General features: G+C 68.5%; 19 protein-coding genes. 6 read left to right on the top strand and 13 right to left on the bottom strand.

Translation table 11 applies throughout. The features are described from left to right. Positions 1-5 precede the first annotated feature (5 nt). From mmsB to ABL843_RS05680, 5 genes are all read right to left on the bottom strand, one after another. Positions 6-1223, bottom strand: a complete 1218-nt coding sequence (mmsB, locus tag ABL843_RS05700) for a multiple monosaccharide ABC transporter permease (RefSeq protein ID WP_418119259.1) — start codon at positions 1221-1223, stop codon at positions 6-8. After that, positions 1210-2778 carry a multiple monosaccharide ABC transporter ATP-binding protein gene (gene mmsA, locus ABL843_RS05695; RefSeq protein ID WP_418120439.1) on the bottom strand — a complete coding sequence of 523 codons (1569 nt, stop codon included), beginning with the start codon at positions 2776-2778 and terminating at the stop codon, positions 1210-1212. Before mmsA ends, mmsB begins: the two co-directional genes overlap by 14 nt. Before the next feature lie 2 nt (positions 2779-2780). Further along, on the bottom strand, positions 2781-3851 hold the full coding sequence (gene chvE, locus ABL843_RS05690; protein WP_184634931.1) for a multiple monosaccharide ABC transporter substrate-binding protein: 1071 nt from the start codon (positions 3849-3851) through the stop codon (positions 2781-2783). 137 nt (positions 3852-3988) lie between these two features. After that, on the bottom strand, positions 3989-4954 hold the full coding sequence (locus ABL843_RS05685) for an ABC transporter substrate-binding protein (protein ID WP_184634929.1): 966 nt from the start codon (positions 4952-4954) through the stop codon (positions 3989-3991). Positions 4955-5036: 82 nt separating this feature from the next. Beyond that, positions 5037-6491 (bottom strand): aldehyde dehydrogenase family protein, encoded by a 1455-nt coding sequence (locus ABL843_RS05680; RefSeq protein WP_418119258.1) that lies wholly within the window; start codon positions 6489-6491, stop codon positions 5037-5039. A gap of 148 nt (positions 6492-6639) precedes the next feature. On the opposite strand from ABL843_RS05680, the gene ABL843_RS05675 reads away from it, so the two are divergent. Beyond that, on the top strand, positions 6640-7605 hold the full coding sequence (locus ABL843_RS05675; protein WP_369659517.1) for a LysR family transcriptional regulator: 966 nt from the start codon (positions 6640-6642) through the stop codon (positions 7603-7605). Between the two features lie 140 nt (positions 7606-7745). Here the strand turns inward: ABL843_RS05675 and ABL843_RS05670 are convergent, their stop codons facing one another. After that, entirely contained in the window at positions 7746-8546 is an 801-nt protein-coding gene (locus ABL843_RS05670) for an SDR family NAD(P)-dependent oxidoreductase (RefSeq protein WP_418119257.1), read from the bottom strand. A gap of 126 nt (positions 8547-8672) precedes the next feature. On the opposite strand from ABL843_RS05670, the gene ABL843_RS05665 reads away from it, so the two are divergent. From ABL843_RS05665 to ABL843_RS05650, 4 genes are all read left to right on the top strand, one after another. Next, positions 8673-9605: an SMP-30/gluconolactonase/LRE family protein gene (locus ABL843_RS05665; protein WP_418119256.1), complete on the top strand. Its 933-nt coding sequence runs from the start codon at positions 8673-8675 to the stop codon at positions 9603-9605. A gap of 72 nt (positions 9606-9677) precedes the next feature. Beyond that, complete coding sequence (locus ABL843_RS05660) at positions 9678-10805, top strand: 3-deoxy-7-phosphoheptulonate synthase (protein ID WP_418119255.1); 1128 nt, start codon at positions 9678-9680, stop codon at positions 10803-10805. A 286-nt stretch (positions 10806-11091) separates the two neighbouring features. Beyond that, positions 11092-12171: a hypothetical protein gene (locus tag ABL843_RS05655; RefSeq protein WP_418119254.1), complete on the top strand. Its 1080-nt coding sequence runs from the start codon at positions 11092-11094 to the stop codon at positions 12169-12171. Between the two features lie 37 nt (positions 12172-12208). Then, positions 12209-14068, top strand: coding sequence for a hybrid sensor histidine kinase/response regulator (locus ABL843_RS05650; RefSeq protein ID WP_418119253.1), 1860 nt, complete (start codon positions 12209-12211; stop codon positions 14066-14068). 24 nt (positions 14069-14092) lie between these two features. Here ABL843_RS05650 and ABL843_RS05645 read toward each other — a convergent pair whose 3' ends face one another. The 3 genes from ABL843_RS05645 to ABL843_RS05635 are packed head-to-tail and all read right to left on the bottom strand — an operon-like array spanning position 14093 to position 17622. Further along, positions 14093-15454: an L-serine ammonia-lyase gene (locus tag ABL843_RS05645; protein ID WP_418119252.1), complete on the bottom strand. Its 1362-nt coding sequence runs from the start codon at positions 15452-15454 to the stop codon at positions 14093-14095. Positions 15455-15492: 38 nt separating this feature from the next. Further along, on the bottom strand, positions 15493-16623 hold the full coding sequence (locus ABL843_RS05640) for a C45 family autoproteolytic acyltransferase/hydolase (RefSeq protein ID WP_418119251.1): 1131 nt from the start codon (positions 16621-16623) through the stop codon (positions 15493-15495). A gap of 12 nt (positions 16624-16635) precedes the next feature. Next, positions 16636-17622 (bottom strand): Bug family tripartite tricarboxylate transporter substrate binding protein, encoded by a 987-nt coding sequence (locus tag ABL843_RS05635; protein ID WP_418119250.1) that lies wholly within the window; start codon positions 17620-17622, stop codon positions 16636-16638. Between the two features lie 175 nt (positions 17623-17797). Between ABL843_RS05635 and ABL843_RS05630 the strand changes: the two genes are divergently transcribed. Further along, positions 17798-18739 carry a LysR family transcriptional regulator gene (locus ABL843_RS05630; RefSeq protein ID WP_418119249.1) on the top strand — a complete coding sequence of 314 codons (942 nt, stop codon included), beginning with the start codon at positions 17798-17800 and terminating at the stop codon, positions 18737-18739. A gap of 16 nt (positions 18740-18755) precedes the next feature. Here the strand turns inward: ABL843_RS05630 and ABL843_RS05625 are convergent, their stop codons facing one another. From ABL843_RS05625 to ABL843_RS05610, 4 genes are all read right to left on the bottom strand, one after another. Further along, positions 18756-19850: an aldose epimerase family protein gene (locus tag ABL843_RS05625; protein WP_418119248.1), complete on the bottom strand. Its 1095-nt coding sequence runs from the start codon at positions 19848-19850 to the stop codon at positions 18756-18758. A gap of 11 nt (positions 19851-19861) precedes the next feature. Continuing rightward, positions 19862-20800, bottom strand: coding sequence for an alpha/beta hydrolase family protein (locus ABL843_RS05620; RefSeq protein WP_418119247.1), 939 nt, complete (start codon positions 20798-20800; stop codon positions 19862-19864). Further along, positions 20797-25575: a CapA family protein gene (locus ABL843_RS05615; RefSeq protein WP_418119246.1), complete on the bottom strand. Its 4779-nt coding sequence runs from the start codon at positions 25573-25575 to the stop codon at positions 20797-20799. The genes ABL843_RS05620 and ABL843_RS05615 overlap by 4 nt, the downstream gene beginning before the upstream one ends. A gap of 145 nt (positions 25576-25720) precedes the next feature. Beyond that, positions 25721-26599, bottom strand: coding sequence for a LysR family transcriptional regulator (locus tag ABL843_RS05610; protein WP_418119245.1), 879 nt, complete (start codon positions 26597-26599; stop codon positions 25721-25723). Positions 26600-26682 lie beyond the last annotated feature (83 nt).

Genomic DNA, 26682 nt, shown 5'->3' with positions numbered 1-26682 from the left:
GCCCGTCACTTGTTCTTGTTGTAGACGTCGATGAACACCGCCGCCAGCAGCACCAGTCCCTTGATGACCTGCTGATAGTCGATGCCGATGCCGAGGATCGACATGCCGTTGTTCATCACGCCCATGATGAAAGCGCCGATCACCGCGCCCATCACCTTGCCCACGCCGCCCGAGGCCGAAGCGCCGCCGATGAAGCAGGCCGCGATCACGTCGAGCTCGAAGCCCAGGCCGGCCTTGGGCGTGGCCGTGTTGAGCCGCGCCGCGAACACGAGGCCGGCCAGCGCCGCCAGCGCGCCCATGTTCACGAAGGTGAGGAAGGCCAGCCGCTGAGTCTTCACGCCCGACAGGCGCGCCGCCTTCTCGTTGCCGCCCAGCGCGTAGATGCGCCGGCCGACGGTGGTGCGGTTGGTGACGAAGTCGTACACCACGATCAGCACCGCCATCACGATCAGCACGTTGGGCAGGCCCTTGTAGGTCGACAGCAGGTAGCTGAAGAACAGGATGATGGCCGCGAAGAACAGGTTCTTCACCAGGAAGAAGGCGTAGGGCTCCTGCTCCATGCCGTGCGCCGCCAGCTTGGCGCGCCCGCGCATCTTGAAGAACACCAGCGCCACGGCGGCCAGCGCGCCGACGATCAGCGAGGTGGTGCGGAAGGCGTCGCCGCCCAGCGGATCGGGAATGAAGCCCGAGCTCAGCCGCTGGAACTCCACAGGAAACGGCCCCACCGACTGCCCCGCCAGCAGCGCCAGCGTCAGCCCCTTGAACACCAGCATGCCCGCGAGCGTGACGATGAAGGACGGGATCTTTCGGAAGGCCACGAACCAGCCCTGCGCCGCGCCGATGATCGCGCCCGCGAGGATGCTCACCAGCGCCGTCGGCACGAAGTGCCAGTCGTACTCCACCATCAGCACCGCCGCCAGCGCGCCGATGAAGCCGCACACCGAGCCCACCGACAGGTCGATGTGCCCCGCCACGATCACCAGCAGCATGCCCAGCGCCATGATGACCACGTAGCTGTTCTGCAGCAGCAGGTTCGTCAGGTTCAGCGGCCGCAGCAGCGTGCCGTCGGTCAGCACCTGGAACAGCACCATGATCGCGACCAGCGAGATCAGCATGCCGTATTCGCGCAGGTTGTTCTTCAGGAAACCGGCATGCAGCTTCGCGGCTGCGCCCTCCTGTACCGGCACCGCCGGTTTCGCCACGTTGACTTCAGGATGCGACATGGACGGAACTCCCCGAACTCACGATGGCATGCATGATGCGCTCCTGAGAGGCTTCTGCAGCCGGAAACTCGGCGACGAATCGCCCCTCGTTCATCACGTAGATGCGGTCGCACATGCCGAGCAGCTCCGGCAGTTCGGAAGAAATCATGAGAATGCCCTTGCCCTCGCTGGCAAGCCTGTCGATGATGGTGTAGATCTCGTACTTGGCGCCCACGTCGATGCCGCGCGTGGGCTCGTCGAGGATCAGCAGCTCGGGCTTCGTGAAGAGCCACTTGCTCAACACCACCTTCTGCTGGTTGCCGCCGGAAAGGTTGACCACCAGCTGCTCGATGCCCGAGCAGCGGATGTTGAGCGCCTTGCGGTACTCGTTGGCCACCTTGAACTCGCGCCCATGGTCGATCACCGACTTGTCGGCAATCGCATCCAGGTTCGCGAGGCTGATGTTCTTGCGGATGTCTTCCTCAAGCACCAGCCCGAGCCCCTTGCGGTCTTCGGTGACGTAGGCGATGCCCTGGTCGATGGCCTTGCGCACCGTGCTCACGTCCACCGGCTTGCCGTGCATGAACACCGAGCCGCTGGTGCGCTGGCCGTAGGAGCGGCCGAAGATGCTCATGGCCAGCTCGGTGCGGCCCGCGCCCATGAGGCCCGCGATGCCGACGATCTCGCCCTGGCGCACGTTCAGGCTCACGCCCTTGATCTGCTCGCGGTCGGCGTGCAGCGCGTGGTGCACGCGCCAGTCGCGCACCTCGAACACGGTGCTGCCGATCTTCGGGTCGCGCTGCGGATAGCGGTGCGCCATGTCGCGCCCGACCATGCCGCGGATGATGCGGTCCTCGCTGATGGGCTGGCCGCGGCAGTCCATGGTCTCCACGGTGGCACCGTCGCGCAGCACGGTGATCGAGTCGGCCACCTTGGCGATCTCGTTGAGCTTGTGCGAGATGAGGATCGACGCGATGCCCTGGCGCTTGAGCTCCAGCAGCAGCATCAGCAGCGCGTCGCTGTCGTTCTCGTTGAGGCTGGCGGTGGGCTCGTCGAGGATCAGCAGCTTCACCTCCTTGGCCAGCGCCTTGGCGATCTCGACGAGCTGCTGCTTGCCCACGCCCAGGTCGGTCACCAGCGTGGTGGGCGGCTCCTTCAGGCCTACCTTGGCAAGCAGCTCGCGCGTCTTCGCATAGGCGGCGAACCAGTCGATCACGCCCGCGCCGCTGGCGATCTCGTTGCCGAGGAAGATGTTCTCGGCGATGGACAGCAGCGGCACCAGGGCCAGCTCCTGGTGGATGATGATGATGCCGAGCTTCTCGCTGTCGGCGATGCCCCTGAAGCGGCGCTCCTCGCCCTCGAAGAAGATCTCGCCGGTGTACGAGTCGCACGGGTAGACGCCGCTCAGCACCTTCATGAGCGTCGACTTGCCCGCGCCGTTCTCGCCAACCACCGCGTGGATCTCCCCGGCGCGCACGCTGAGGTTGACGTTGCTCAGCGCCTTCACGCCGGGGAACGTCTTGGTGATGCCGCGCATCTCGAGGATGGCGCCGGCACCGTCGCTGCTGCCCTGCATGCTCACTTGATCTGGCTTTCCTTGTAGTAGCCGCTGTCCACCAGCACCTGCTTCCAGTTCGACGCATCCACGCTCACGGGCTTGAGCAGGTACGAAGGCACGACCTTGATGCCGTTGTTGTAGGTCTTGGTGTCGTTCACCTCGGGCGTCTTGCCCGAAAGCATCGCGTCCACCATGGCGACCGTCACCTTGGCCAGTTCGCGCGTGTCCTTGAACACGGTCGAGGTCTGCTCCTTGCGCAGGATCGACTTCACCGAGGGGATCTCCGCGTCCTGCCCCGACACCACCGGCATCGGCTGCGAGGCCGAGCCGTAGCCCACGCCCTTGAGCGACGAGAGGATGCCGATGGAAAGGCCGTCGTACGGCGAGAGAACCGCGTCGACGCGGTCCTTGGTGTAGAAGGCCGACAGCAGGTTGTCCATGCGCGCCTGCGCCACCGCGCCGTCCCAGCGCAGCGTGCCGACCTTGTCCATGCCCATCTGCTTGCTGCGCACCACCAGCTTGCCGCTCTTGATGTAGGGGTCGAGCACCGACATCGCGCCGTTGTAGAAGAAGAAGGCGTTGTTGTCGTCGGGCGAGCCGCCGAAGAGCTCGATGTTGAACGGGCCCTTGCCGCTCTTCAGGCCCAGCGCCGCCTCGATCGACTGCGCCTGCAGCACGCCGACCTGGAAGTTGTCGAAGGTGGCGTAGTAGTCGACGTTCTTCGAGCCCTTGATGAGCCGGTCGTAGGCGATGACCTTCACGCCCTTGTCGGCCGCCTTCTGCAGCACGTCCGACAGCGTGGTGCCGTCGATGGCCGCGATGACCAGCACCTTCGAGCCCTTGGTCACCATGTTCTCGATCTGCGCGAGCTGGTTGGGAATGTCGTCTTCGGCGTACTGCAGGTCGGTCTTGTAGCCCTTGTCCTTGAAGTACTTGACCATGTTGGCGCCGTCGGCGATCCAGCGCGCCGACGACTTGGTGGGCATGGAAATGGCGATCAGGCCCTTGTCCTGCGCGTTGGCCAGCGGAGCGAAGCCGACGATGGCCAGTGCGATGCCGGCCAGCGATGCCTTGAGGAAGTTGCGTTTCATGGTGCTAGTAAATCCGTCTTTCAATGGGAATGGCCTTTGGGGGAACACCGCGGAACCGGCTTTGCCCGGCCGCAGGTGTTGCCCCCGTCGAGGGGGTTGGCGAAGCGACACGAAGTGCGCGAAGCCTGGGGGAGTACTCAATATTTCCGATTGGGGAATTCTTTGGCCGCGACTTCCATCGGGAAGATGCTCTCGACGGTCACGATGCGCTTGGGCAGCGTCTTGCCGTCCTTGATGTCCTTCACGGCCTGCATGAGCTGGGGCCCGAGCAGCGGGCTGCACTCGACCGACACGTTGAGCTTGCCGGCGATCATGGCTTCGAACGCGCCCTTCACGCCGTCGATGGAGATGATCACGATGTCCTTCGCGGGCTTCAGGCCGGCTTCCTCGATGGCCTGGATCGCGCCGATGGCCATGTCGTCGTTGTGCGCGTACAGCACATTGATCTTCTTGCCGTCGGCCTTCAGGAAGGCTTCCATCACCTCCTTGCCCTTGGCGCGCGTGAAGTCGCCGGTCTGCGAGCGGATGATCTTGAACTTCGGGTCGGCCTTGATGATTTCCTCGAAACCCTTCTTGCGGTCGATGGCCGGTGCCGAGCCCACGGTGCCCTGCAGCTCGACGATGTTCACGTCGCCCTTCTGGTCCTTCATCTTCTCCACCAGCCAGCGGCCGGCCTTGCGGCCTTCCTCGGTGAAGTCGGAGCCCATGAAGGTCACGTAGAGCGAGTCGTCCTTGGTGTTGACGGAACGGTCGGTCAGCACCACCGGGATCTTCGCGGCCTTGGCTTCGCGCAGCACGGTCTCCCAGCCGGACTCGACCACCGGCGAGAAGGCGATCACATCCACCTTCTGCGCGATGTACGAGCGGATGGCCTTGATCTGGTTTTCCTGCTTCTGCTGCGCGTCGGAGAACTTGAGCTCGATGCCCGCCTCCTTGGCCGAGGACTTGATCGACTCGGTGTTGGCGGTACGCCATTCGCTCTCGGCGCCCACCTGCGCGAAGCCGAGCACGAGCTTCTTCTGCGCGAGCACGGAAGCGGGCAGAAGCCCGCCGAGCGCGGCGGCGGCCAGGGCGGTATTGAGGGTGCGGCGATTCATGGTCATGGGATGTCTCCTTCTTGATGATTCGAGGAATGCCGGTTGGCGTGGGTGATGAAAAACGAAACTGAAAAGAACCCCGTCCGGCTCAGGCCAGCATGTAGCCGGTCTTCACCGTCGTGTAGAACTCCGCGGCGTGGCGCCCTTGTTCGCGCGGCCCGTAGCCCGACCCCTTACGGCCGCCGAAGGGCACGTGAAAGTCCACCCCCGCGGTCGGCAGATTGACCATCGTCATGCCGACCACGGCATGGCGCCTGAAATGCATCGCGTGCTTCAGCGAATTGGTGCAGATGCCCGCGCACAGGCCGAAGGGCGTGTCGTTGCACAGCGCGAGCGCTTCGTCGTAGTCGTCGGCGCGCAGCACGCAGGCCAGCGGGCCGAATATCTCCTCGCGCGCGATGCGGTGCGAGGGCTTCGCCAGGAAGAGCGCGGGGCTCATGTAGTGGCCGGCGGTGGCGCGCTCCAGCGCCTCGCCGCCCCAGACGTGCTCGGCACCCTCCTCGCGTGCGGTGTCGACCCAGGCGAGGCCCTGCGCGAGGCGGTCTTCGTCGGCCACCGGACCGATGTCCACGCCGCGTTCCAGCGCGTGGCCGATCTTCAGCGTCTTCAGGCGCTGGCGCAGCTTCGCCACGAAGGCGTCGTGCACCGCCGACTCGACGATGAGCCGGCTCGACGCGGTGCAGCGCTGGCCGGCGGAGAAATACGCGCCCTGCACCGCGCAATCGACCGCGCGGTCGAGGTCGGCATCGGCCAGCACCACCAGCGCGTTCTTGCCGCCCGTCTCCAGCTGCACCTTGGCGCGCCGCGCAGCCGCCACCTGCAGGATGCGCTCGCCGTTGGCCATGGAGCCGGTGAAGCTCAGCGCATCGACCAGCGGGCTGTCGACCAGCGCCTGCCCTGCTTCGCGGCCGCTGCCCATCACGAGGTTGAAGGCACCGGCCGGCAATGCGGCGCGGCTGATGATCTCGGCCAGCGCCCAGCCGCAGCCCGACACCAGTTCGGCCGGCTTGAACACCACGCTGTTGCCATGGGCCAGCGCGGGCGCGATCTTCCATGCGGGCACCACGAAAGGCGAGTTCCACGGCGTGATGAGCCCCACCACGCCCACCGGCTCGCGCGTGACGTCGACCTGCACGCCCGCGCGCACCGAGGCCACGTTCTCGCCGCCACCGCCGCGCAGTGCCTCGCCCGCGAAGAACTTGAATATCTGGCCGGCCCGAGCCACTTCGGCCACCGCCTCGACCAGGGTCTTGCCCTCCTCGCGCGCCAGCAGCATGCCCAGGTCGTCCTTGCGCGCGAGCAGCTCGGTGCCGATGCGGTCGAGCACGTCTGCGCGCCGCTGCGGCGTGCTGTGGCTCCAGTGCGGAAAGGCTTCCGTGGCGGCGCGGATGGCCGCCTCGGCCTGGCGGCGATCGGCACGTGCGTACTCGGCCACCACTTCGCTGGTGTCCGAAGGATTGGCGCTCACACCGGTGGTTGCGCTGGTTTCCCAGCGGCCGTTGATGTACTGCCGCACGTTCTGATGGAGCTCGCCGTGGATCACCGGGGCTTGGACCTTGTCTCTGTTGTTCTTGGAATGCCCGGAGTCTAGAAACAGATTTGATATCAATCCAATCGTTTTTTAAGCAAAATGGATATCGATCGCCGGATTCTGGAAAACCCGATCAGTCCTTTGTTTAAAGCCCGGAGACATGACCAACTACAACCACTGGTTCATCCGCGCCCGCCTCAAGACCCGGCAGCTGCTGCTGCTCGTGGCGCTGTCCGAGGAGGGCAACATCCACCGCGCGGCGCAGGTGCTCAACATGACGCAGCCGGCCGCCTCCAAGCTGCTGAAGGACCTGGAAGACGTGCTGGAGGTGCCGCTGTTCGAGCGCCTGCCGCGCGGCATGCGCCCGACCTGGTACGGCGAGACCATGATCCGCCACGCCCGCGTCGCGCTCGCGAGCCTGAACCAGGCGCACGACGAGCTCACCGCGCTGAAGGCCGGCCGCTTCGGCCAGGTGAGCGTGGGCGCCATCACCGCGCCCGGCCTCACGCTGATGCCGCCTGCGGTGGCGATGGTGAAGCGCGAACACCCCGACCTGCGCGTGTCGCTGGAGATCGAGACCAGCCCGGTGCTGATCGAGCGGCTGGAGCAGGGCAAGCTCGACATGCTGGTGGCGCGCCTCTTCGCCGAGCACGACAAGTCGCAGCTGCGCTACGAGGCGCTCAGCGAGGAACCAGTGTGCGCGCTGGTACGACCCGGCCATCCGCTGTTGGGCGTGAGCGGCCTCACGCTGCGCGACGTGGTGGGCGCCGGCTGGATCGTGCCGCCCGCGGGCAGCGTGCTGCGCCACCGCTTCGAGCTGATGTTCCAGGAGGAAGGCCTTGCGCCGCCGACCAACACCATCGAGAGCTCGGCCCTGCTCTTCATCACGCGCATGCTGCAGCAGAGCGACATGGTGGCGGTGCTTGCGACCGACGTGGCGCGCTACTACGCGTCGCACGGCATCGTGTCGCTGCTGCCGCTGGACATGCCCTGCCACATGGACGCCTTCGGCATCATCACGCGCACCGACCGGCTGCCGTCACCGGCGGCGAAGGTGATGATGAAGGCGCTGAAAACGGCGAGCGTCAGCGTCTACGGGCGCAAGCTGGAGATGGAGATCGACTGAGGAAATACGGGATCGGGCAGCCGGACGCAGAGGGCGCGAAGGTTTCGCAGAGGTCGCAGAAGGAAACCCCAAAAATGGTTTCGGTCTCTTCTGCGACTTCTGCGTAGTTTTTGTATTTCTTCTGCGTTCGGCTGTTGGATTCAGGTCCAACCGGCGTCGACGGTGAACTCCTGCGCGGTGCACATCTTCGCGTCGTCCGATGCCAGGAACAGCACCATGCGCGCGATGTCTTCCGGCATCAGCTTGTCGGGCAGGCACTGGTTGCGCTTGAGCGACTGCTCGCCCTCTTCGTCGAGCCACAGCTTCACTTGCCGCTCGGTCATCACCCAGCCGGGCGAGACGGTGTTGATGCGGATGCGGTCGCGGCCCAGATCCACCGCCAGGCCGCGCGTGAGACCGTTCACCGACGACTTCGCGATCGCGTAGCAGGGATAGCCCGAGCCCTTGGTCTGCCAGCCGGTGGAGCCGAGGTTGACCACCGAGCCGAAGCCCAGGCGCTTCATGCCAGGAACGACCGACTGGATCGCGAAGAGCGCGGGCCGCTCGTTGATGGCCATGCGGTTGTCGTAGTAGTCGGGCGTGACCGATTCGAGCGTGTGGCGGTCGTCGCTCGCCACGTTGTTGACCAGCACCGCGAAGTCGCCGAGCTCGGCCGCCGCATCGGCAATGGCTTTCTGCAGCGCGGCGATGTCGCGCACGTCGCAGGCGCGCCACCACGGCGCGGCATGGCCGGCCTCTTCGATCTGCAGTGCGAGCGCCGCGCTGGCACTTTCGGCGATGTCGACGAAGGCCACGCGCGCGCCCTGTTCGGCGAACGCGGCGACGATGGCCGCGCCGATGCCGCTGCCTCCGCCGGTGACGAACACGGTGCGGCCCTTGAGGCTGGGATGGATGGAAAGCTGGGGGGAATTCAAGAAAAGTCTCCGGGGTGGGCATCTCATGACATTGCAATATGAATATCAATTGATGCCGTGATTTTCGATTTCGGTTATCAATATGCCTTGATACCATCCGCCGCGTCAAGAAGACAGACAGGCAGTCACGAACAGGAAACAAGAAAGAGACCAATGAGCCAAGAGACAAGCACCCCCGTTCCCTCCCCTTCCGTCATCGGCCAGGCCGAGTCCATCTGGCCGGCAGGCGCCAACCTCGGCGAAGGCACCATGTGGTCGCAGCGCGAGCAGGCGCTGTACTGGATCGACATCCTCACGCCGCGCCTCTTCCGCTACGACCCGGCCACCGGCGCGCAGCGCACCTGGAACTTCGACGAGGAGATCACCGCCATCGCCGAGCGCGCATCGGCACCCGGCCTCTTCATCACGCTGCGCCGCGGCTTCGCGCTCTTCGACACCACCGCGCCCGGCGACGAAGCCAAACCGCAGTACCTGCACCAGCCCGAGCCCGAACGCACCGGCAACCGCTTCAACGACGGCAAGTGCGACGCGCGCGGCCGATTCTGGGCCGGCAGCATGGACTTCGACTGCAAGGCGCCCACCGGCGCGCTCTACCGCTACGACGCCGGCGGCCGCTGCACCAAGCACGACGACGGCTTCGAGGTGACCAACGGCCCGACCTGGTCGGGCGACGGCCGCACCATGTACTTCAACAACACGGTGCTGAACAACCTGTACGCCTACGACTTCGACATGGAAGCGGGCACCGTGTCGAACCGCCGCGTGTGGCATCGCTTTCCCAAACCCGACGGACTGCCCGACGGCATGACCACCGACGCGGCCGGGCGCCTGTGGATCGCGCACTGGGGCGGCTCCTGCGTCACCTGCCACGATCCGGTGAGCGCGGCCGAGCTGTGCCGCATCGCCATACCCGCGAGCCACGTCACCGACTGCGCCTTCGGCGACGCCGACATGCACACGCTCTACATCACGACCGCCCGCAACAGCCTCACGCCCGAGCAGGAGGCGGCCGAACCGCTGGCAGGCGGGCTCTTCAGGGTCCGCATCGACAGCCCGGGCGTGCCGGCCGCGCTGTTCGCGGGCTGAGCAGCCCCCCGCAGGGCCGGCGTCGCGACGAGGGGACAATCGAGGCATCCACCGGAAACCGCATCAACGACCATGCCCCGCCTCGACGACCCCCTCCACGACGCCGAAATCGGCTCCCGCGACAGCACGCTCGACACCACCCGCATCGACGACGTGCGCATCGGCGCGGTCCGTCCGCTCATCACGCCCGCGCTGCTGCAGGAGCGCGTGCCGGTGCGCGACAACACGCTGGCGCTGGTCGAGCGCAGCCGTACGGAGATCGCCGACGTGCTGCACGATCGCGACGACCGGCTGGTGGTGGTGGTCGGCCCCTGCTCCATCCATGACCACGACCAGGCCATCGAGTACGCGCAGCGCCTGAAGAAGGTCGCAGACTCGCTGCAGGACGACCTGATCATCGTGATGCGCGCCTACTTCGAGAAGCCGCGCACCACCGTCGGCTGGAAGGGCTACATCAACGACCCGCACCTGGACGGCAGCTTCGCGATCAACGAAGGGCTGGAGCGCGCGCGCCGCCTGCTGCTGGAGCTGACCACGCTGGGCCTGCCGACCGGCACCGAGTTCCTCGACCTGCTGAGCCCGCAGTTCATCGCCGACCTGATCGCCTGGGGCGCCATCGGCGCGCGCACCACCGAGAGCCAGAGCCACCGTCAGCTGGCCTCGGGCCTGAGCTGCCCCGTGGGCTTCAAGAACGGCACCGACGGCAGCGTGAAGGTCGCGGCCGACGCCATCCTCGCCGCGCGCGCCCCGCACGCTTTCATGGGCATGACCAAGATGGGCATGTCCGCGATCTTCGAGACCCGCGGCAACGACGACTGCCACGTGATCCTGCGCGGCGGCAAGGCGCCCAACTACTCGGCCGCCGACGTCGCCTCGAGCTGCGAGGCGCTGCTGGCCAACGGCCTGCGCCCGCAGGTGATGATCGACGTCTCGCACGGCAACAGCAGCAAGCAGCATCAGCGCCAGATCGTGGTGGCCGAAGACGTGGCGGCGCAGATCGCGGGCGGCGAACGGCGCATCACGGGCATCATGATCGAAAGCCACCTGGAAGAGGGACGGCAGGACCTGAAGCCCGGCGTGCCGCTCAAGCACGGCGTGTCGATCACCGATGCCTGCATCGGCTTCGCGCAGACGGTGCCGGTGCTCGAAGGGCTGGCGTCCGCGGTCAAGGCGCGGCGGCGCCTGTCGTCGAAGGCCTGACGGCGGGAGCTTTGGAGCTTGGGGTGGTGGCGGTGTTCAAGGCCGCAGGGCCTTGAACACGCCGGTTGAATGGCGACAGCGGCTGGCATCGAGGCGGTCCCTGAGCGGTTTCCCTCCCCCTCTTTTTTTGCCTCTACCAGCGCCGAACCGCTGTCGGGACGCAGTGTGCCCACGCGCGGTGAAGTCGAGGTGAAGTGCGTGCGGGAGTTTCGTGAAACGATACTCGGCGTCCTGCTGCGCGGCACCCGCGCATCGACTCCCGGGCGGCGATATCCACACATCGAACATGGCAGCGCTTCTTTCTTCTTACATCGGCAATCTCTTTTCCAAAGTCTTCGCGGGAGACGCACCGCCGCTGCACGCGGCGAAGGGGCGTGCAGGCATCCATCCATGGCTCCAGGTCGGCGAGCAGGTGAATGCCGACGTGCTGGCGGATGGCAAGGCCATCGCGAGGCTGGAGCACACGGCCACGCTGCCAGGGCTGAAGAAGCTGCCCTCGGTGGTGTTCGAGCTGCCGGAGAACTTGAGTCGGCTCGAGCTGCGCGGATCGCACGTCGATGCCCAGGGCAAGGCCACATCGTTCAGGCGGCGCTGGTCGGTGCTCGACATGGCCCGCATCTCCCACCCTCTCTACGATCCCGCCAGGCCGCTGGTCGAGCGCATCCGCGCCTTCGCCGAACTCTCCGGGCTGGTGGAGGTCGGCAACGCCCGTCTGCCCGCCGGCACTAACGCCGAGGCCGAGGCCGCGCTGCTCGAAGCCGAAGCCCGCCTCGGCACCACACTGCCCTCCCCGCTGCGCGTGCTGCTTGCCGAAGCCGACATCCGGATCGACAACTCGTACTTCCTGCAGCCCCACCGCCTGCAGACGGCCGAAGGCCTGCTGCTCGGGCTTGGCGGATACGGCGACGGCAACGGCGGCTTCGATGCCCTGCTGCCGCCCACCGTCCTCTCCCGCTACCGCCGCAGCGTGGCGGTGTTTGTGGAGATCGGCGACGGCCTCGGCGCCCTCGCCTGGGACCCGGAGGGCGTGGTGCCTAACGAGCCGTCCAACACCACCGGCGACCACGGCAACCCCGGCGCGCAACCCGCGACGCCGAACGAGGGGGTCTGGTACTGGCTGCACCAGGAGCGCATCGCCGAGCCCGAACTGCTGCTGGACGACGACTACAGACCACAGACTGCGGAGGCCGCCCTGACCGGCGTCTTCAAGCGCTTCGCCCTCTCGCAGGCCGACTCGCCCGAGACCGAAAAGCAGTTGCTGATCGACACAGCCCACCCACGCAACCTGCTGCAGCTGAGCTTCGACGAGCCGAAGAAGCCGCGGCTATGGATGCGCAGCTACGACTACCACTACAGCCTCTACTGACTCCAGCAGCACACATCGCCCTCTTACACTGCCGCCCATGAGTACGCAGGGAGCAACCTCCTCCGTGCCTGAGGGCACGCTCGCGGGCACCGGTGCCCCGCCCGGCATCGCCGACTCCCACGCCCAACTGGTCCGCGAGCGCCTGCTGCGGCGCATGTTCGTGATGGGCCCGCCCACGGTGCTGACGGCGCTCGCGGCGGCCATCGCGATGGCGGGGGTGTTCTTCTGGATGACGCGCGGCCTCGGCGCACTGACTTGGGGCATCGCGACCTGCGCGCTGCTCAGCCTCCGGCTGGTGTTCATGCGCTGGAACGCGCGCCTCTACCCCGAGCCCGAATTCACCCTGCGCCAGCCCGACGGCGCATGGCGCTTCATGCTGCCGCTGGGCACCTACATGGCCATGTGGACGCTGGCACCCTGGGCGCTGATGCCGCCCGGCACCGAATCGCCCACGCGCATCCTGATCCTGCTGCTGGGCATGTTCGCGGTGCTGATGGGCTCGGTGCCGGTGATCGCCACCTGGCGCGCGATGGTCCCGGTGGTCACCATTCCGCTCACGCTGGGCGTGGTCACGCGCTTCGCGTGGATGGGCGGCACCGACGGCTGGTTCGCCTGCGTGGTCGGGCTGCTGTTCGGCGGCTCGATGGCGCGCTATGCGCTGTCGCAGCACCAGCTCATCCGCCGCAGCCTGTCGGACCAGATCGACAAGGAGCTGCTGAGCGAGCAGCTGATGCGCCAGTCCTTCGAGCTGCAGCGCCTGAACCGCGAGCGCAGCCGCTTCTTCGCGTCAGCCAGCCACGACCTGCGCCAGCCGGTGCATGCGCTGGCGCTGTTCTCGCGCTCGCTGGAGCGCGACCTCGCGGACCACCCGCTCGCCCCCGTGGCAGGCCGCGTGGTGCAGGCCACCGACGCGGTCAGCGGCCTGCTCAACGCGATGCTCGACATCTCCAAGATCGACGCGGGCACCGTGGTGCCCCAGCCCATGGAGATCGCGGTGGACCCGCTCTTCCTGCGGCTCGCGCAGCTCTTCGAGCCACGGGCCCAGCAGGCGGGTTTGTCGCTGCGCTTCCACACCGCGCCCGAATGGCTGCAGACCGACCCCGACCTGCTGCTGCGCGTGCTGACCAACTTCGTCGACAACGCGCTGAAGTACACGCGCAGCGGCGGCATCCTCGTGAGCGCGCGGCCGCGCGGCGACCGCCTGCGCCTGGCCGTGTGGGACACCGGCCTGGGTATTGCGCCCGAGCACCTGCCACATGTGTTCGACGAGTTCTACCAGGTCGACAACCCGCAGCGCGACGTGGCGCGCGGGCTGGGCATCGGGCTGGCCATCGTGAAGCGGCTGGTCGACCTGTTGAGCGGCGAGATCGGCGTGCGCTCGCGGCAGGACCGCGGCAGCGTATTCTGGGTCGACCTGCCGCGCCGGCCGCCCGCCGCACCGGCGGCGCTCGTGGCACCTGCCGCCGCCCCCGATACCGCCAGCGCAGACGCCACCGAACTCCCGCTCGTGCCTCCGCGCGTTCTTCTGCTGGACGACGAGCAGCCCGTGGGCGAAGCCGTGCGCATGTGGCTGGCCCCTTACTGCGAGCGCATCGAGATCACCAGCCGCGTGGCCGACGCCTGCGCGCAGGTGCGGGCCACGCCCGACGGCTTCGACGCCTTCATCATCGACTTCCGGCTGGCAGACCCGCAGGATGGCATCCAGGCGACGGCCGAGCTGCGCCAGCTCGCGGGCCGCCGCGTGCCCACCATCCTCGTCACCGGCGACACCGACCCCGAGCGCGTGCGCGCGGCCTATGCCAGCGGCCTGGTGGTGATGTTCAAGCCGGTGCAGCCCGAGGTGCTGCTGCGCACGCTGCACCAGATCATCCGGAGCGAGGCCAGGGAGCGGCCATAGGCGCGCGTCGCCGGAGGCTGCCGCTCAGCAGGCGACGACGTTGACGGCCAGCCCGCCGCGCGCCGTCTCCTTGTACTTGGACTTCATGTCCGCGCCGGTCTCGCGCATGGTCTTGATGACCTTGTCCAGGCTCACATGGTGCGAGCCGTCGCCGCGAAGCGCCATGCGGGCCGCATTGATGGCCTTCACCGAGGCGAGCGCGTTGCGCTCGATGCAGGGAATCTGCACCAGGCCGCCCACCGGATCGCAGGTCAGCCCGAGGTGGTGCTCCATGCCGATCTCGGCGGCATTCTCGACCTGTTCCGGCGTGCCGCCCATCACCGCGCAGAGCGCGCCCGCGGCCATCGAGCAGGCCACGCCCACCTCGCCCTGGCAGCCCACTTCCGCGCCGGAGATCGACGCGTTCTTCTTGTAGAGGATCGCGATGGCGGCCGCCGTCAGCAGGAAGTCGACCACACAGCGTTCGGTGGCCGCCGGGTTGAACCGCATGTGGTAGCTCAGCACCGCCGGCACGATGCCCGCCGCGCCATTCGTGGGCGCCGTCACCACGCGCCCGCCCGCCGCGTTCTCCTCGTTCACGGACAGCGCGAACAGGTTCACCCAGTCCATCAGCTCGAAGGGGTCCGTGCCGGCCGCCGACTGCAGGGCGCGGTGCAGCTCGGGCGCCCGCCTTCTCACCCTGAAGGCGCCGGGCAGCACGCCGTCGGCGCGGAAGCCGCGTTCGATGCACGACTGCATCACCGCCCAGATATTCATCAGGCCGTCGACGGTCTGCTGCTCGGGGCGGATGCCGCGCTCGTTGCGGCGCATGATGTCCGCGATGCTGCATCGCAGCCGGGACGCGGCCTCCAGCAGGTCTGCGCTCGACTCGAAGGGAACGGGGGGCGCCACGTCGCCGGACGCATCCCGTACGCCCGAGTCGTCGATCACGAAGCCGCCGCCTATGGAGTAGTAGACCTGCGCGGTGAGCTCCTCGCCGCCGGCATCGAGCGCGACGAAGCGCATGCCATTCACATGCAGCGGCAGCGTCCTGCCAGCGAAGAACAGCAGGTCGGTCTTCTCGCTGAATGCGATGCGGTGCCGGCCACCCACGGCGAGCGAGCCGCTGGCGTGGATACCGTGCACCAGCTCCGGCACGCGATCGACGTCGATGGTTTCCGGGTCGTGCCCGCACAGGCCGAGCAGCGTGGCCGTGTCGGAACCGTGGCCCTTTCCGGTCGCGCCCAGCGATCCGTACAGCTCGCTGCGGATGCGGTGGACTCGGCCGAGCATGCCGTCGCCCTCCAGCTTCGCGGCGAACATCCGCGCGGCGCGCATGGGGCCGACGGTGTGCGAGCTGGAAGGGCCGATGCCGATCTTGAAGATGTCGAAGACGCCGAGATACAAGAACCGATCCTCGTGCAGTTGCGGCAATGTGGGGGCGCCTAGAGCGCGTACTCCTGGAACTCGCGGCTTTCGTAGGGCTTGCGCGCCACCCACATCACGCCGTTGGCGGCATCCATCAGCGTCGTCGCCACGGTGGCGGAGATGCTGCTGAAGTCCGCGGGTTTGGGGCTTCGCAGAACACCGTCGGGGTAGCCGAAGTCGTCCGCCAGCGCCGAACGGATGTCGCTCCACCCGATGCCGCGCGACACGACGGAGCGCATCGCGCTCTCGACCCTGTGCTGCCTGTAGAGGCTGTCGGGCCGCGCCGCCAGCCCCGGATCGTGCAGCTTCGCGAGCGCCACGGAAGACAGCCAGTGGTTGGCATGGACGAGCACGTCGTCCTGCGGGAGCATCCAGTAGACCTCGTCGGGCGCCGCTTCGAGGCTGACGCAGCAGCCGTCGGTGGCGCTGCTCTGCGCCAGGATCATGTTGCTGGAGCAGTAGCGCCGCGCGCTCCACACGGTCCGCATCGCATGCGCGAGGTTGGTCGATTCGAGCAGCCGCCGGCGCAGCAGCACCACCGGCGCGCCGGGGCCGCCCTGGAAGTCCTTGTGGCAGGACATCGCGTTGCCGGTCAGCGATACGCCATGGCTGTTGAGGCCGTGCCGCGCCAGCGCGCCGGCTTCAGTGAAGGCCAGGATGTCCGGCCCCTTCGCGTTGCGGATGCGCAGGACGATGCAGCTGTCCACGCACTCCTCGCGCCAGTCCCAGTTGTGCGCATGCATCAGCCGGCCCGTGGCCGAGCGCTTCGGCAGCACGACCAGGCCGGTGCAGTCGCCATCCTCGGTCGCGTCGTGGCGCATCGCCTCCTCCTTCATGCGCGAGAAGCCATAGAGCATCTCGGTGCGGCAGTTGATGGTGACGACGTTCTCCAGCGACACGCCGGAGCCGTCGGCAATGCCGCGCATCTCGTCGAGGCAGAGCGGATCGAATGCCTCGATCTGCGGAAGCATCGAGCGCGCGAGGCGTTCGATGGTGGCGTCGTCGAGGCCACGGTGCCCGAGCTGCGCCCGGTACAGCGCCGCACCCGCGGCCACCCTCTCGGGCACCGCGCGGCCGTGCTGCAGCCCGCGCTCGTAGGCCTCGCCCGTAACGTCGACGAGGGGGAAGAATTGCGTGGTGGTGCTCATGTCGACGAACGATCACTGCGCGGTCAAGTTCAGGGACTTGACCAGCGGGCCCCATTGGTCGACGTCCTGCCGCGTCGCGGTGCGCACCGCCGCGGGCGCCTTGTCGGCGGGCTCGGCCATGTAGATGGTGTTGAGCTTCTGGCGCGCATCGGCATCCGCCCACATCTTCGTGGTCACGCCGTTGAGCTTCTGCACGATGGCCTCGGGCGTGCCCTTGGGCACCACGAGCGCATACCAGCCGCCCCCCAGCGACTTGGGAATACCGGCCTCGGCCAGCGTGGGCACGCCGGGCAGGTCCGCCAGCCGCTTGTCGGAGAACACCACCAGCGGCTTGACCTTCCTGTCCTTGATGAACGGCATGGCCGAGAACATCACCGCGCTCGTCAGCGGCGTCTCGCCGCTCACCGTGGCCAGAAGTGCCGCCGCGCTGCCCTTGTACGGCACGTTCAGCAGGTTCACGCCGAAGTGCCTGGCCATGATCTCCATGTTCAGGTGCGTGGAGTTGCCCTTGCCCGCCGAGCTGTACGAGTACTTGCCCGGCGCGGCCTTCGCGAGGCTGATGAATTCCGTGAGGGTGTTGGCCGCAACCCCGCTGTGCGCCAGCAGCACCTGCGGCGTGGTCGCGAGAATGCCGATGCCCGCGAAGCTCTGGTCCGGGTCGTAGTTCAGCTTGCCGTACGAAAAGCGGTTGAGCGCCAGGTTCGACTGCGTGGTCATCAGCACCGTGTAGCCGTCGGCGGGCTGGCTGGCCACGAAGGCCGCGGCAAGCGACCCGTTCACGCCGGCGCGGTTCTCCACCACCACCGGGGTTCCCAGCGTGCGCGAGGCGTAGTCGCTCCAGATGCGGGCCAGGCCGTCAGCGCCGCCGCCCGGAGGAAGAGGCACGACCAGCCGGATCGGCTTTGCCGGGTACGCCTCCTGGGCGGATGCGGTGGCCGCGATGGATACCGCGATCACGGGCAGCAGGCCCCTGAGCGCTTTCGTGAAGGCATTTCTCATGTCCGTCTCCGTCTGTGGGTGGGTCCGCGTTGCGGCTGCAATGCAGGTTCTGGACGGAAGTATCCCGAGCGGCAACCCTCATGGGAAATCATATTTTTGCGCCCCTCCATACCATGCCCGGTATATTCCAGAGCCACCAGAAACCGCCGCAAAGACCGGCTCACAAGGAGCGGAAATGGATCTCCTGTCGCTCAGGCGCTTCGACCTGAACCTGCTGCTCGTCTTCGAATCGCTGATGGAGACGAACAGCGTCACCAGAACCGCCGACAGGCTCGCCCGCACCCAGCCGGCCGTGAGCCGCGACCTGGCGCGGCTGAGGGAAGAGCTCTCCGACCCGCTCTTCGTCCGGGTGCGCGGAAAGCTGGAGCCCACCGCGCTGGCCCGCAGGCTGCGCGATTCGGTGCGGCGGGCGCTGGAAGCCGTCGACACCGCGCTCTCGGAGGGCGGCGGCTTCCGCCCGGCCGAATCCACCCAGGTCTTCAAGATCGGCGCCACGAGCGCCATCGAGCTTCTGCTGGCGCCGGCCCTTCACCGGTTCCTCGAGTCCGGAGCGCCCAACGCGTCGGCCTACTTCGTGCCGACCTACGGAGACATCACGCCCGTCGAGCAACTGGAGACGGGCGCCATCGACATCACGATCGGCCGCTTCGACCAGCAGGCCCACAACACCAGCTTCGTGCCGCTCTTCGAAGAGAAGCGCGTGTGCCTCATGCGCCGCGACCACCCGCTCGCCGGCAAGAAGCTCAAGCTGGCCGACCTCGCCGGCATGAGGTTCATCAGCACCGTCAACATGCTCGGGCGCGATAACGACGTGGACGAACTGCTCAGGCAGCATGAGCTGCCCAAGCGCAAGTTTCCGATGTTCGTCTCGGCCATGGCGCAGGCGCCCTTCGCCATGCGCGGCAGCGACGCGGTGATCACGCTGCCGATGCGCGTCGCGAAGATCCTGGCCGACCAGTTCGACCTCTGCATCGTCCCGATGCCGGGCATGGTTTCGAACAGGATGTACTCCATCGCCTGGCATTCGCGCTGGGACTCCTCGCTGGCCCACCGGTGGCTGCGCGAGGCCGTCATCTCGATGCTGAAGGACGAACCGAAGAAGGCCAGGCCGTCCTGAGCGCGCAGGTGCAGCTTCAGCCAAGCAGGCTGAACCGATGCTCCGTCGCGCTGTGGAAGCGCTCCCCGGGCCGCAGTACCGTCGACGGAAATTCCGGCTGGTTCGGCGAATCGGGGAAATGCTGCGCCTCCAGGCACAGCCCGTCGCCCTGCCTGATGCTCGCGCCCGCGCTGCCCAGCAGGCTGCCGTCGAGGAAGTTGCCCGAATAGAACTGCACGCCGGGCTCGCTGGTGTGCACTTCCATCACGCGGCCGGAAGCCTCGTGCTCCAGCCGGGCCGCGAGCGCCAGGCCTTGCTCGGTGTCGGCACGGTCCAGCACCCAGTTGTGGTCGTAGCCATGGGCCCGCATCAGCTGCTCGTGGCCTTCGCGGATGCGCTCGCCGATGCGGGTCGCGGTGCGGAAGTCGAAGGGAGTTCCCGTCACGTCGGCTGTGCCCAGCGGAATCAGCGTCGCGTCGACCGGACAGTAGCGGCTCGCGGCAAGCATCAGGCGGTGGTCCATCACCGAGCCGCTGCCGGCGAGGTTGAAGTAGTCGTGGTGGCTCAGGTTGAGCACGGTGGGCTTGTCGGCGATGGCGCTGTAGTCGATGCGCCAGGTGTTCGCGCTGGTGCTCAGCGTGTAGCGCAGCGTGAGCCGCACTTCGCCGGGGTAGCCCTCTTCGCCGTCGGCGCTGGTGTAGCTCAGCTCGATGGCGATGGCGTCGCTTCCCGCCTGCTCCGCCGGAACCGGCACGATCTCCCAGTAGCGCTTGCCGAAGCCCGTCGCGCCGCCGTGCAATGAATTGGGCCCGTTGTTCAGGCCCAGCTGGTACGCCTTGCCATCGAGCGTGAAACGCCCGCCCGCGATGCGGTTCGCGTAGCGCCCGACGATGGTTCCGAGGTGCGGATGCGGCCCCAGGTAGTCGGCCAGCGAGGGCAGGCCCAGCACCACGTTGCCGCTGCGCCCGTGCCGGTCGGGCACGCGCAGCGCGGTGACGATGCCGCCGACGTTGATGGCACTCAGGCTCAGCCCGAGTCCGTTGTCGAGGGTGTACTCGGTGACCACGCGGCCGTCGGGCATGCGCCCGTACTCGCGCGATGCGACGCTGCTTTTCTGTTCTCGATTGCTCATGTGTGCGGTGATCAGGGAAAGAGTGCCTCGCGTGCGCACTGCGACGCGGTATGCAGCGCGATGCGGTCCTTGAGGTCGTGAAAGTCGGGCGGCTCGGCCGCGTGGGTGCGCAGCTCGATGCGGTGGCCGGCCTTGGCTACGGCATCGGCGAAGCGCTCCTGCAGCGCATAGGGCGTGTTCCTGTCCTCGCGGTTGCCGATGAGCACGATGCGCCGCGCCGGGTCGCGCACGATGCCGTTCACGTGGTCGAGCGGGTCGTAGAACTGCGTGCTGCCGGTGGTGTCGGTGCGGCCGTCCTTCGAGCGGCCCAGCATGCGCGCGCGCTCCAGCAGGCCGTAGGCACCGGATGTGAGTACCGCGCAGGCGACGCGCGTGCGCCCCAGCGTGAGCAGCGCGGCGCCGGCCGTGGCGCCGCCGCTGTGGCCGACGATCACGATGCGCTGCAGCCGGTGGCGCTGCATGAGCGCGTCGAGCGCGGCATCGAGCGCGTGGAACTCCACAAGCTGGCGGCGCTTGCGGTGATCGCCCGAGGAGCCGTACGTGCCGGGCCGTGCCACGAAGATCCACGGCACGCCCGCGCGGTCGCGGCTGCGCTGCGCGTCGAGCGTGCGCAGCTCCTCGGTGTTCCCGGGGATGCGCGTGGGCGCCTGGTCCATCACGCCGTCGCGGTCGCCCGAGAACTGCACGATGGCGATGCGCGCGCCGTCGATGTCGTCGCTCGCGAAGTAGCGGATGCACGACGGCCCCTCGGCCGCCTGCACCCACAGGAAGCCGTTGCGGTCGGGGCAGCGGGCGCGGTCGGCGGGCTGGTTCCAGTACAGCACCTCGTCGGCGCCGGCGGCGAAGACTCTGGGCACATCGGGCCCGGTGCGCTGCGCGCAGGCGGTCTGCGCCAGCGCCACGAGCAGCAGCACGAAGCGCAGTCTTCGAAGCGTGTGCAGCAGCCTCATAGCCGTTGCAGCAGCCCCGGGATGCTGCCGAAATCCGACCGGTCGCGGTCGCCCTTCACCAGCACGAGGTCGCCGTCTCGCAGGAAGCCGCCGAGGTAGCCCGCGAGCTGCGCGGCGTCGTCGAAGTGCGGCCCGAGCAGCTCGGGGGGCACTTCCTCGCGCAGCCAGCGCATCTCGTTGCCGTGCGTCACCAGGTGCTCGATGCCCGAGGCCAGCAGCGGCGCGGCCAGGCTGCGGTGCATGGCCTCGGCGTCCTTGTCGAGGTTGACGATGCGCCCCAGCACGCCGATCTTGCGCAGCACGCCCGGGCCGCTGTCGGCGCGCTGCCAGTTGCGCACGAACTCCATGGCGTTGCGCATCGACATGACCTCGGCGTTCCAGCTGTCGTCGATCAGCGTGGCCTGCACGCCGGCCTGCGTACGCAGTGCACGCACCTGCATCACCGATGCCGGCAGCCGCACCTGCGGCATGCGCGCGCAGGCGGCCTCGCCGTCGAAGCCCATGGCCAGCAGCGCCGCGAACGCGAGCAGCGAATTGCGCACCAGCCCCGCGCTCTCGACCGGAAAGAGGTATTCGAAGGTGCCTCCCGGCGCGGCGACGCGCACGCGGCAGCCGCCGCCGGGTTCGGGGCGGGTCTCGATCAGCCGCACATTGGCGTCGGGCCCGCTGCCCACCACCCAGATCGCGCCGGCCGTGAGCGCGGCCATGTCCACCACCTGGCGCAGGCAGGGAATGTGGTCGGGCACGATCGCCACGCCGCCCGGCTCCAGCCCGAGGAAGATGCGCGACTTGTAGGCGGCCGTGAGCTCCAGCGTCGGAGCCTGCCGGGTCTGCGACAGCCCCACCTCGGTGAGGATGGCCACGTGCGGCCGGGCCATCAGCGAGATGGGGCCGCGGTCCATCCATAGGCCGCTCTGCGCCATCTCTAGGATGCACACGTCGGTGTCCGGCCCGAGGTTCGCGAGCGTGGCGGGCACGCCGACGCGCGAGTTGTAGTTGTAGACGGTGGTGTGCACGCGCGCGCGCTCGGGCAGCAGGTCGCGCAGCATCGCGATGGTGGACGACTTGCCCACGGTGCCGGTCACGCCCACCACCAGGCCCTTGAAGCGCTCCCGCGCAGCCTCGCCCATGGCGAGCATCGCGCGGATGGGGTCGTCGGCCTGCAGCAGCGGGAAGGCCGCATCGAGCCCTTCCACCGTGTGCGCGATCACGGCCCCGGCCAACGCCATCTGCAGGCGGGGCAGCTCCAGGTGGCGGTCCCAGTTGTCGGAGCTGGGCTTGCTGTAGCTCTCGTGCACGGCCAGCGTGCGGTAGTCGGAAGCGACGAAGAGCGAGGGCTGCGGCAGCACGCCCATATGCACCGGTCCTCGCACCACCGAGTTGGCGTACCAGCCCGGCGGCGGCTCGACCAGCCAGCGCCCGCCGGTGGCGCGCTGCAATTCGTCGGCGGTCCACACGGGTGCGGGGCTCGGGCCGGCGCCGGGCCGGTCGGCCCAGAGCACGGGCGCGGGGCGCTGCGGCAGCGGCACGGGCAGATCCGGCACGCGCAGGCCGCACCACAGCGTGAGGCGCCGCGCGGGCGGCAGCTCGGGCCAGTCGCCGCGCACGGCCACCTCGATCTGCAGCACGTCGCTTTCGAGCAGGCCGGCGCGCGGCGGACGCAGTCCGTAGCGGTCGCGGTATATGCGCCCGGGCTCCCAGCGGCTGGTGGGCCACATCCAGTCGCAGGGGTCGTGGTCCATGCCCTCGCCCCATGGCGGCATGCGCTTGCTGCGCATCGGCAAGGCGCGGAAGTGCAGGCGCAGGTCGGCGGCGACGGGCGCGTCGATGCTCCAGAAAGACTCGATCCACAGCATGCGCCGGCCGACGATCTGCCTGGGCACGCAGCGCAGCCCCAAGAGGCGCAGCGGACCGAATTGCAGCGGCGCGATGCGCGCCTCCCTGGGCACCTCGTCCACCAGCCACTCAGGCCGCGGCGTCGGCAGGGGCGCAATGGCGCGAGCGGGCCGGAAGTCCTGGACGCCGGCGCCGGACGGGTCCGCATGGAACGCGGGCCGCGCGGGCGGCGACAGGCGCACCGCGCAGCGGCCTCCCGGCAGCGGGCTCATCCGCGTGCCGAGCGCGCTGCATTGCGCGGTGAAGCGTTCGCTCGATGCCCGCGCTTCGTCGCCTTCGAGCTGGCGCGAGAAGCCGAAGCCCACGCCCACGGGCGTGAACACCACCTCCTCCACGCCGCGCGGGCTCAGCTTCAGCGTGAAGACGCCGGAATCCCCGAAGTCGTTGCGCACCGAGTCGAACAGCAGGTCGCCGGCGTCGTGCAGGATGGGCCTGCCCTTGTACGTCTCGATGCCCTGCAGCACGTGCGCCGAAGTGCCCAGCACCGCGTCCGCGCCCGCATCGACGATGGCATGGCCGACGGCGATCTCGGCCTGCGTGGGCTCAGTCTCGAGGTTGGCGCCCCAGTGCACCGCAACCAGCACCACGTCGGCCTCGCGGCGCGCGGCCTCGATGCGCGGCGCGAGCGTGGCGGTCCATGCGGCGGGGTCTTCGAGCGGCAGCCAGGCGGCGCCCGCGCTGGCGGCTGTGGCGGCGAAGCTCGGCTGCGTGGCGTCGAGCGAGAACAGCGCCACGCGCACGCCGCCCGCGCGGCGAAAGGCCGGGCGCAGCGCGGCCTCCAGCGTGCGGCCGGTGCCGGCGTGGGCGATGCCCGCGGCCTGCAGCAGGGCCTGCTGTTCCATCAGCGCCTCGGGGCCGTAGTCGCCGCTGTGGTTGTTGGCGGTGGCGACCATGCCGATGCCGGCCTCGGTCAGCACCGCGAGCATCTCGGGGCGCGCGCGGTAGTAGTACGGGCCGGCCTCGCCCTTGTCCACGCCCTGCTCGCCGACGGTGGCGACCACGCATTCGAGGTTCACGATGCCCAGGTCGGCTTCGCGCAGCGCGGCGATGTCGCCGAGCATCCTGTGCGCGCCGCCGAGATCCTTCAGCCGGTAGTGCTGGCGGCGCGAGAGGTTCACGTCGCCGCCCCATGCGACGGTGCCGGTGGCGTTGTTGTCTCCAGCGTCGGCCGCTACCGCGGCCTCGCCAGCCTTCAGCATGCGGTGGTAGGCCACGTAGCCCGAGAGATAGTGCTCCACGTCGTCGATGCGCACGCGGAAGCTGTGGTGCTTGATGAAGAACGAGCCCGCGATGCGCGCCGGGTTGCGGAAGAACATCGCCAGCTCGGGCCAGAAATGGCCGTTGGCGAGGTAGCGCGCGCGGTATTCGAGCGCACGGTCGAACCTGTCGCGGTCGAGCCCGGCCAGCAGTGGGCGCAGCTCGGGGTCGGCCTCCAGCCGCAGCACCATGTCGCGCGCGGCCATCATCAGTTCGAGCAGCGTGGGGAAGGTGGTGATGCGCTCCAGCACGAAGTCGAGGTACCCGGCCACGTTCTGCAGGCCGAACCGGTAGTAGCGCAGTTCGGGCCTGTAGCGCGTGAGCTCGTTGACGCAGTAGCTCAGCCAGTGGTCGTGCGCGCGCCAGTGCTCGGCGGCGATGAAGTGCTCGAAGGCCTTCTCCACCACCGCGAGCCAGCGCGCGTCGCGTGTGAGGCCGTACAGGCGCATCAGCCCGAAGGCGGCCTCTCCGTCGTAGTAGATGACGCGGAACTTGTCCTTCACGTCGAGCGCGGGCGCATTGAGCACGTGCACGAAGCTGCCGGTCTCCGGGTCCTGCATGTGGCGGATGCCCAGCGCGAGCTTCTCCAGCAGCGGCAGGTATTGCCCGTCGCCGGTGAGCTCGGTGTACTTGACCAGCGCGAGCAGGCACACGGCATTGCCGCCGAGCTTGATCTCGCTGCCAATGTCCAGCAGGTAGGCCGCGCGCGTGCCGTCGGGCAGGTTGGCCGGACGGATCAGCGTGCCGGCGAGGAAGGCCAGCGAGCGGTCGATGGCCGCCTTCAGCGCGTCGTTGCGCGTGAGCTCCCAGGCCTCCAGCATCGCGTAGGTCGAGCTCGCGTGGCGCAGCGTGTTGTAGGTGGGAATGGTGCGGTCGAAGCAGGGGAACCAGCCGTAGTGGAACTCGCCCGTGGGCTTGACCTGCGCGGCGAGGTAGTTGCCCGCGTCGTCGATCAGCGCATGAACCTGCTGCGCGTTCCAGTCGCTCAGTTCGCGAAAGCCCGCGGCCTGCCCCTCGGCGGTGACGGGGCACGCGCCCTTGGCATCGACGTACACGGCCCGCGTGGTGAAGCACCACACCGGCGCGGCGTCGTCGGAAGGAAAGTCGAGCTCGCGGCCGAAGCGCCGCTTGGTGTGCAGCCGCAGGTTGCCGGTGTTGGGCTCGGCATGGTCCACGTCGCCGTTGTAGAGCACGGCGCTGCCGTGCATCTCCTGCGCGAGCAGGGCGAACTCGAAGCGCGCGTCGAAGGCGATTCCCTCGTTGAAGTAGTTGCGCTTGGTCTTCGCGAGCCTGGCCTTCAGCTCGCCCCAGCTCATCGGCACGACCTTGTCGACGATCTCCGCGCGAAGGCGCTGCGGAGGCTGCGCGCCGCGCCTGGCTTGCGCGGCGACGGCATCGGCGGCGGCGCGCCAGGCGGCCTCGATGTCCGAGCCCCGGCCCGAGGCCACGCGGGCCCGGCTGCTGGCCTCGCCGATGGCGAAGAAGACCACGCAACCCGCCTCGGCGGTGACCGGCGCCGCCGGAGGCAGCATGCCCGCCGGGTCCGCCAGGGCCTGCCTGGCGCGGTTCAACAGATCTGCGAGTGGATTCTTCGGCTCGTGATTCATGCAGCCGCGAATCATGACAGGCCGCGACACTGGCCGCCATCCCGTCAATCCATGGAATTTGCGCGCGGCCTGACCGCTGGCTGACCATGCGCTGCGCCTGGAGTCTCAGCAACTCCGACCGGCAATGCCCACTCGTGCCGGCCCCGCACGAGGCGCAGCCTCAGGCCCAGGCCTCCATCACGGCCTCCTTCACTGCCTCGATCGCGACTGCCCGCCGGTCACCGCCCGGCGCCACCCAGCACAGCCAGGTGTGCGAGCGCCACCCGTTCCAGATCGCGAGCTCGCCGTTGCGCTCGCCCTGCTGCGCCTGGTCGAGCCGGATCAGCCCCGCGCCCATGCCGCTTGCGACCATGCTGCGGATGGCGCTTTCGTCATCGGCCGTGCGGCCCTGGCGGTATTCGCGGCCTGCGCCAGCGAAGAGCTTCTCGAGATGCACGCGCAGGACGCACGAGGGTGGCGTGCCGACCCACGGCAGGTTCGTGAGCTCGTCGAGCGACAGGCCGGGATGCGCCTCGGCCACCGACGCCGGCAGCACCACGACCAGGTCGACCGCGCCGAGGCGGTGCAGCTCCAGTCCCTCGATGTGCTCCGCGTCGCTGAGCACGTAGGCGCAGTCGAGATCGCCGCGCTGCACGGCCGAGAGCGTCTGGTACGACAACCCCTGCCTCAGCTGCAGCGCCACCTGCGGATGCCGCTGCGCCAGCGTCACCAGCACCTCGCCCAGCCGCAGCGCGACCGGATCGACCACCGTGCCGAAGCGAACCACGCCCTGCGCCGCCCCGCGCAGCTGGTCGGCCGCCGAGCGCATGCGCATGGCCGATGCCAGCGTGCGCTCGGCCTCGTCGAGCAGGCGCACGCCGGCCTCGGTGAGCGACATGCCGCGCGGCGTGCGCTCGAACAGCTTCACGCCGAGCTCGTCTTCCAGCGCCCTGAGCTGGGCGCTGACCGCCGGCGCGCTGGTGAACACGCGTTCGGCGGCACGGGTCAGGCTGCCCTCGCGGGCGATGGCGACGAAGGTCTTGAGTTGGTAGAGCTCCATGGCCGCCGATTGTGAGCGCCGGCGCCCGATGCGTCCGTTCGCTTTTTTGGAGCCCCCTGTCCAAAGATGCGAATGGCAATGGC

This window comes from Variovorax sp. 350MFTsu5.1 (assembly GCF_048302515.1).
Taxonomy (GTDB): domain Bacteria; phylum Pseudomonadota; class Gammaproteobacteria; order Burkholderiales; family Burkholderiaceae_C; genus Variovorax; species Variovorax guangxiensis.
Note: the sequence above shows the minus strand (reverse complement) of the source record. Positions and strands in the feature narration are given on the sequence as shown.

Bases quoted from the DNA above. Each gene is read 5' to 3' on its own strand.
- mmsB (WP_418119259.1), bottom strand. From the start codon at position 1,223: ATGTCGCATCCTGAAGTCAACGTGGCGAAACCGGCGGTGCCGGTACAG.
- mmsA (WP_418120439.1), bottom strand. From the start codon at position 2,778: ATGCAGGGCAGCAGCGACGGTGCCGGCGCCATCCTCGAGATGCGCGGC.
- chvE (WP_184634931.1), bottom strand. From the start codon at position 3,851: ATGAAACGCAACTTCCTCAAGGCATCGCTGGCCGGCATCGCACTGGCC.
- ABL843_RS05685 (WP_184634929.1), bottom strand. From the start codon at position 4,954: ATGACCATGAATCGCCGCACCCTCAATACCGCCCTGGCCGCCGCCGCG.
- ABL843_RS05675 (WP_369659517.1), top strand. From the start codon at position 6,640: ATGACCAACTACAACCACTGGTTCATCCGCGCCCGCCTCAAGACCCGG.
- ABL843_RS05670 (WP_418119257.1), bottom strand. From the start codon at position 8,546: ATGAGATGCCCACCCCGGAGACTTTTCTTGAATTCCCCCCAGCTTTCC.
- ABL843_RS05665 (WP_418119256.1), top strand. From the start codon at position 8,673: ATGAGCCAAGAGACAAGCACCCCCGTTCCCTCCCCTTCCGTCATCGGC.
- ABL843_RS05660 (WP_418119255.1), top strand. From the start codon at position 9,678: ATGCCCCGCCTCGACGACCCCCTCCACGACGCCGAAATCGGCTCCCGC.
- ABL843_RS05655 (WP_418119254.1), top strand. From the start codon at position 11,092: ATGGCAGCGCTTCTTTCTTCTTACATCGGCAATCTCTTTTCCAAAGTC.
- ABL843_RS05650 (WP_418119253.1), top strand. From the start codon at position 12,209: ATGAGTACGCAGGGAGCAACCTCCTCCGTGCCTGAGGGCACGCTCGCG.
- ABL843_RS05640 (WP_418119251.1), bottom strand. From the start codon at position 16,623: ATGAGCACCACCACGCAATTCTTCCCCCTCGTCGACGTTACGGGCGAG.
- ABL843_RS05635 (WP_418119250.1), bottom strand. From the start codon at position 17,622: ATGAGAAATGCCTTCACGAAAGCGCTCAGGGGCCTGCTGCCCGTGATC.
- ABL843_RS05630 (WP_418119249.1), top strand. From the start codon at position 17,798: ATGGATCTCCTGTCGCTCAGGCGCTTCGACCTGAACCTGCTGCTCGTC.
- ABL843_RS05625 (WP_418119248.1), bottom strand. From the start codon at position 19,850: ATGAGCAATCGAGAACAGAAAAGCAGCGTCGCATCGCGCGAGTACGGG.
- ABL843_RS05620 (WP_418119247.1), bottom strand. From the start codon at position 20,800: ATGAGGCTGCTGCACACGCTTCGAAGACTGCGCTTCGTGCTGCTGCTC.
- ABL843_RS05615 (WP_418119246.1), bottom strand. From the start codon at position 25,575: ATGATTCGCGGCTGCATGAATCACGAGCCGAAGAATCCACTCGCAGAT.
- ABL843_RS05610 (WP_418119245.1), bottom strand. From the start codon at position 26,599: ATGGAGCTCTACCAACTCAAGACCTTCGTCGCCATCGCCCGCGAGGGC.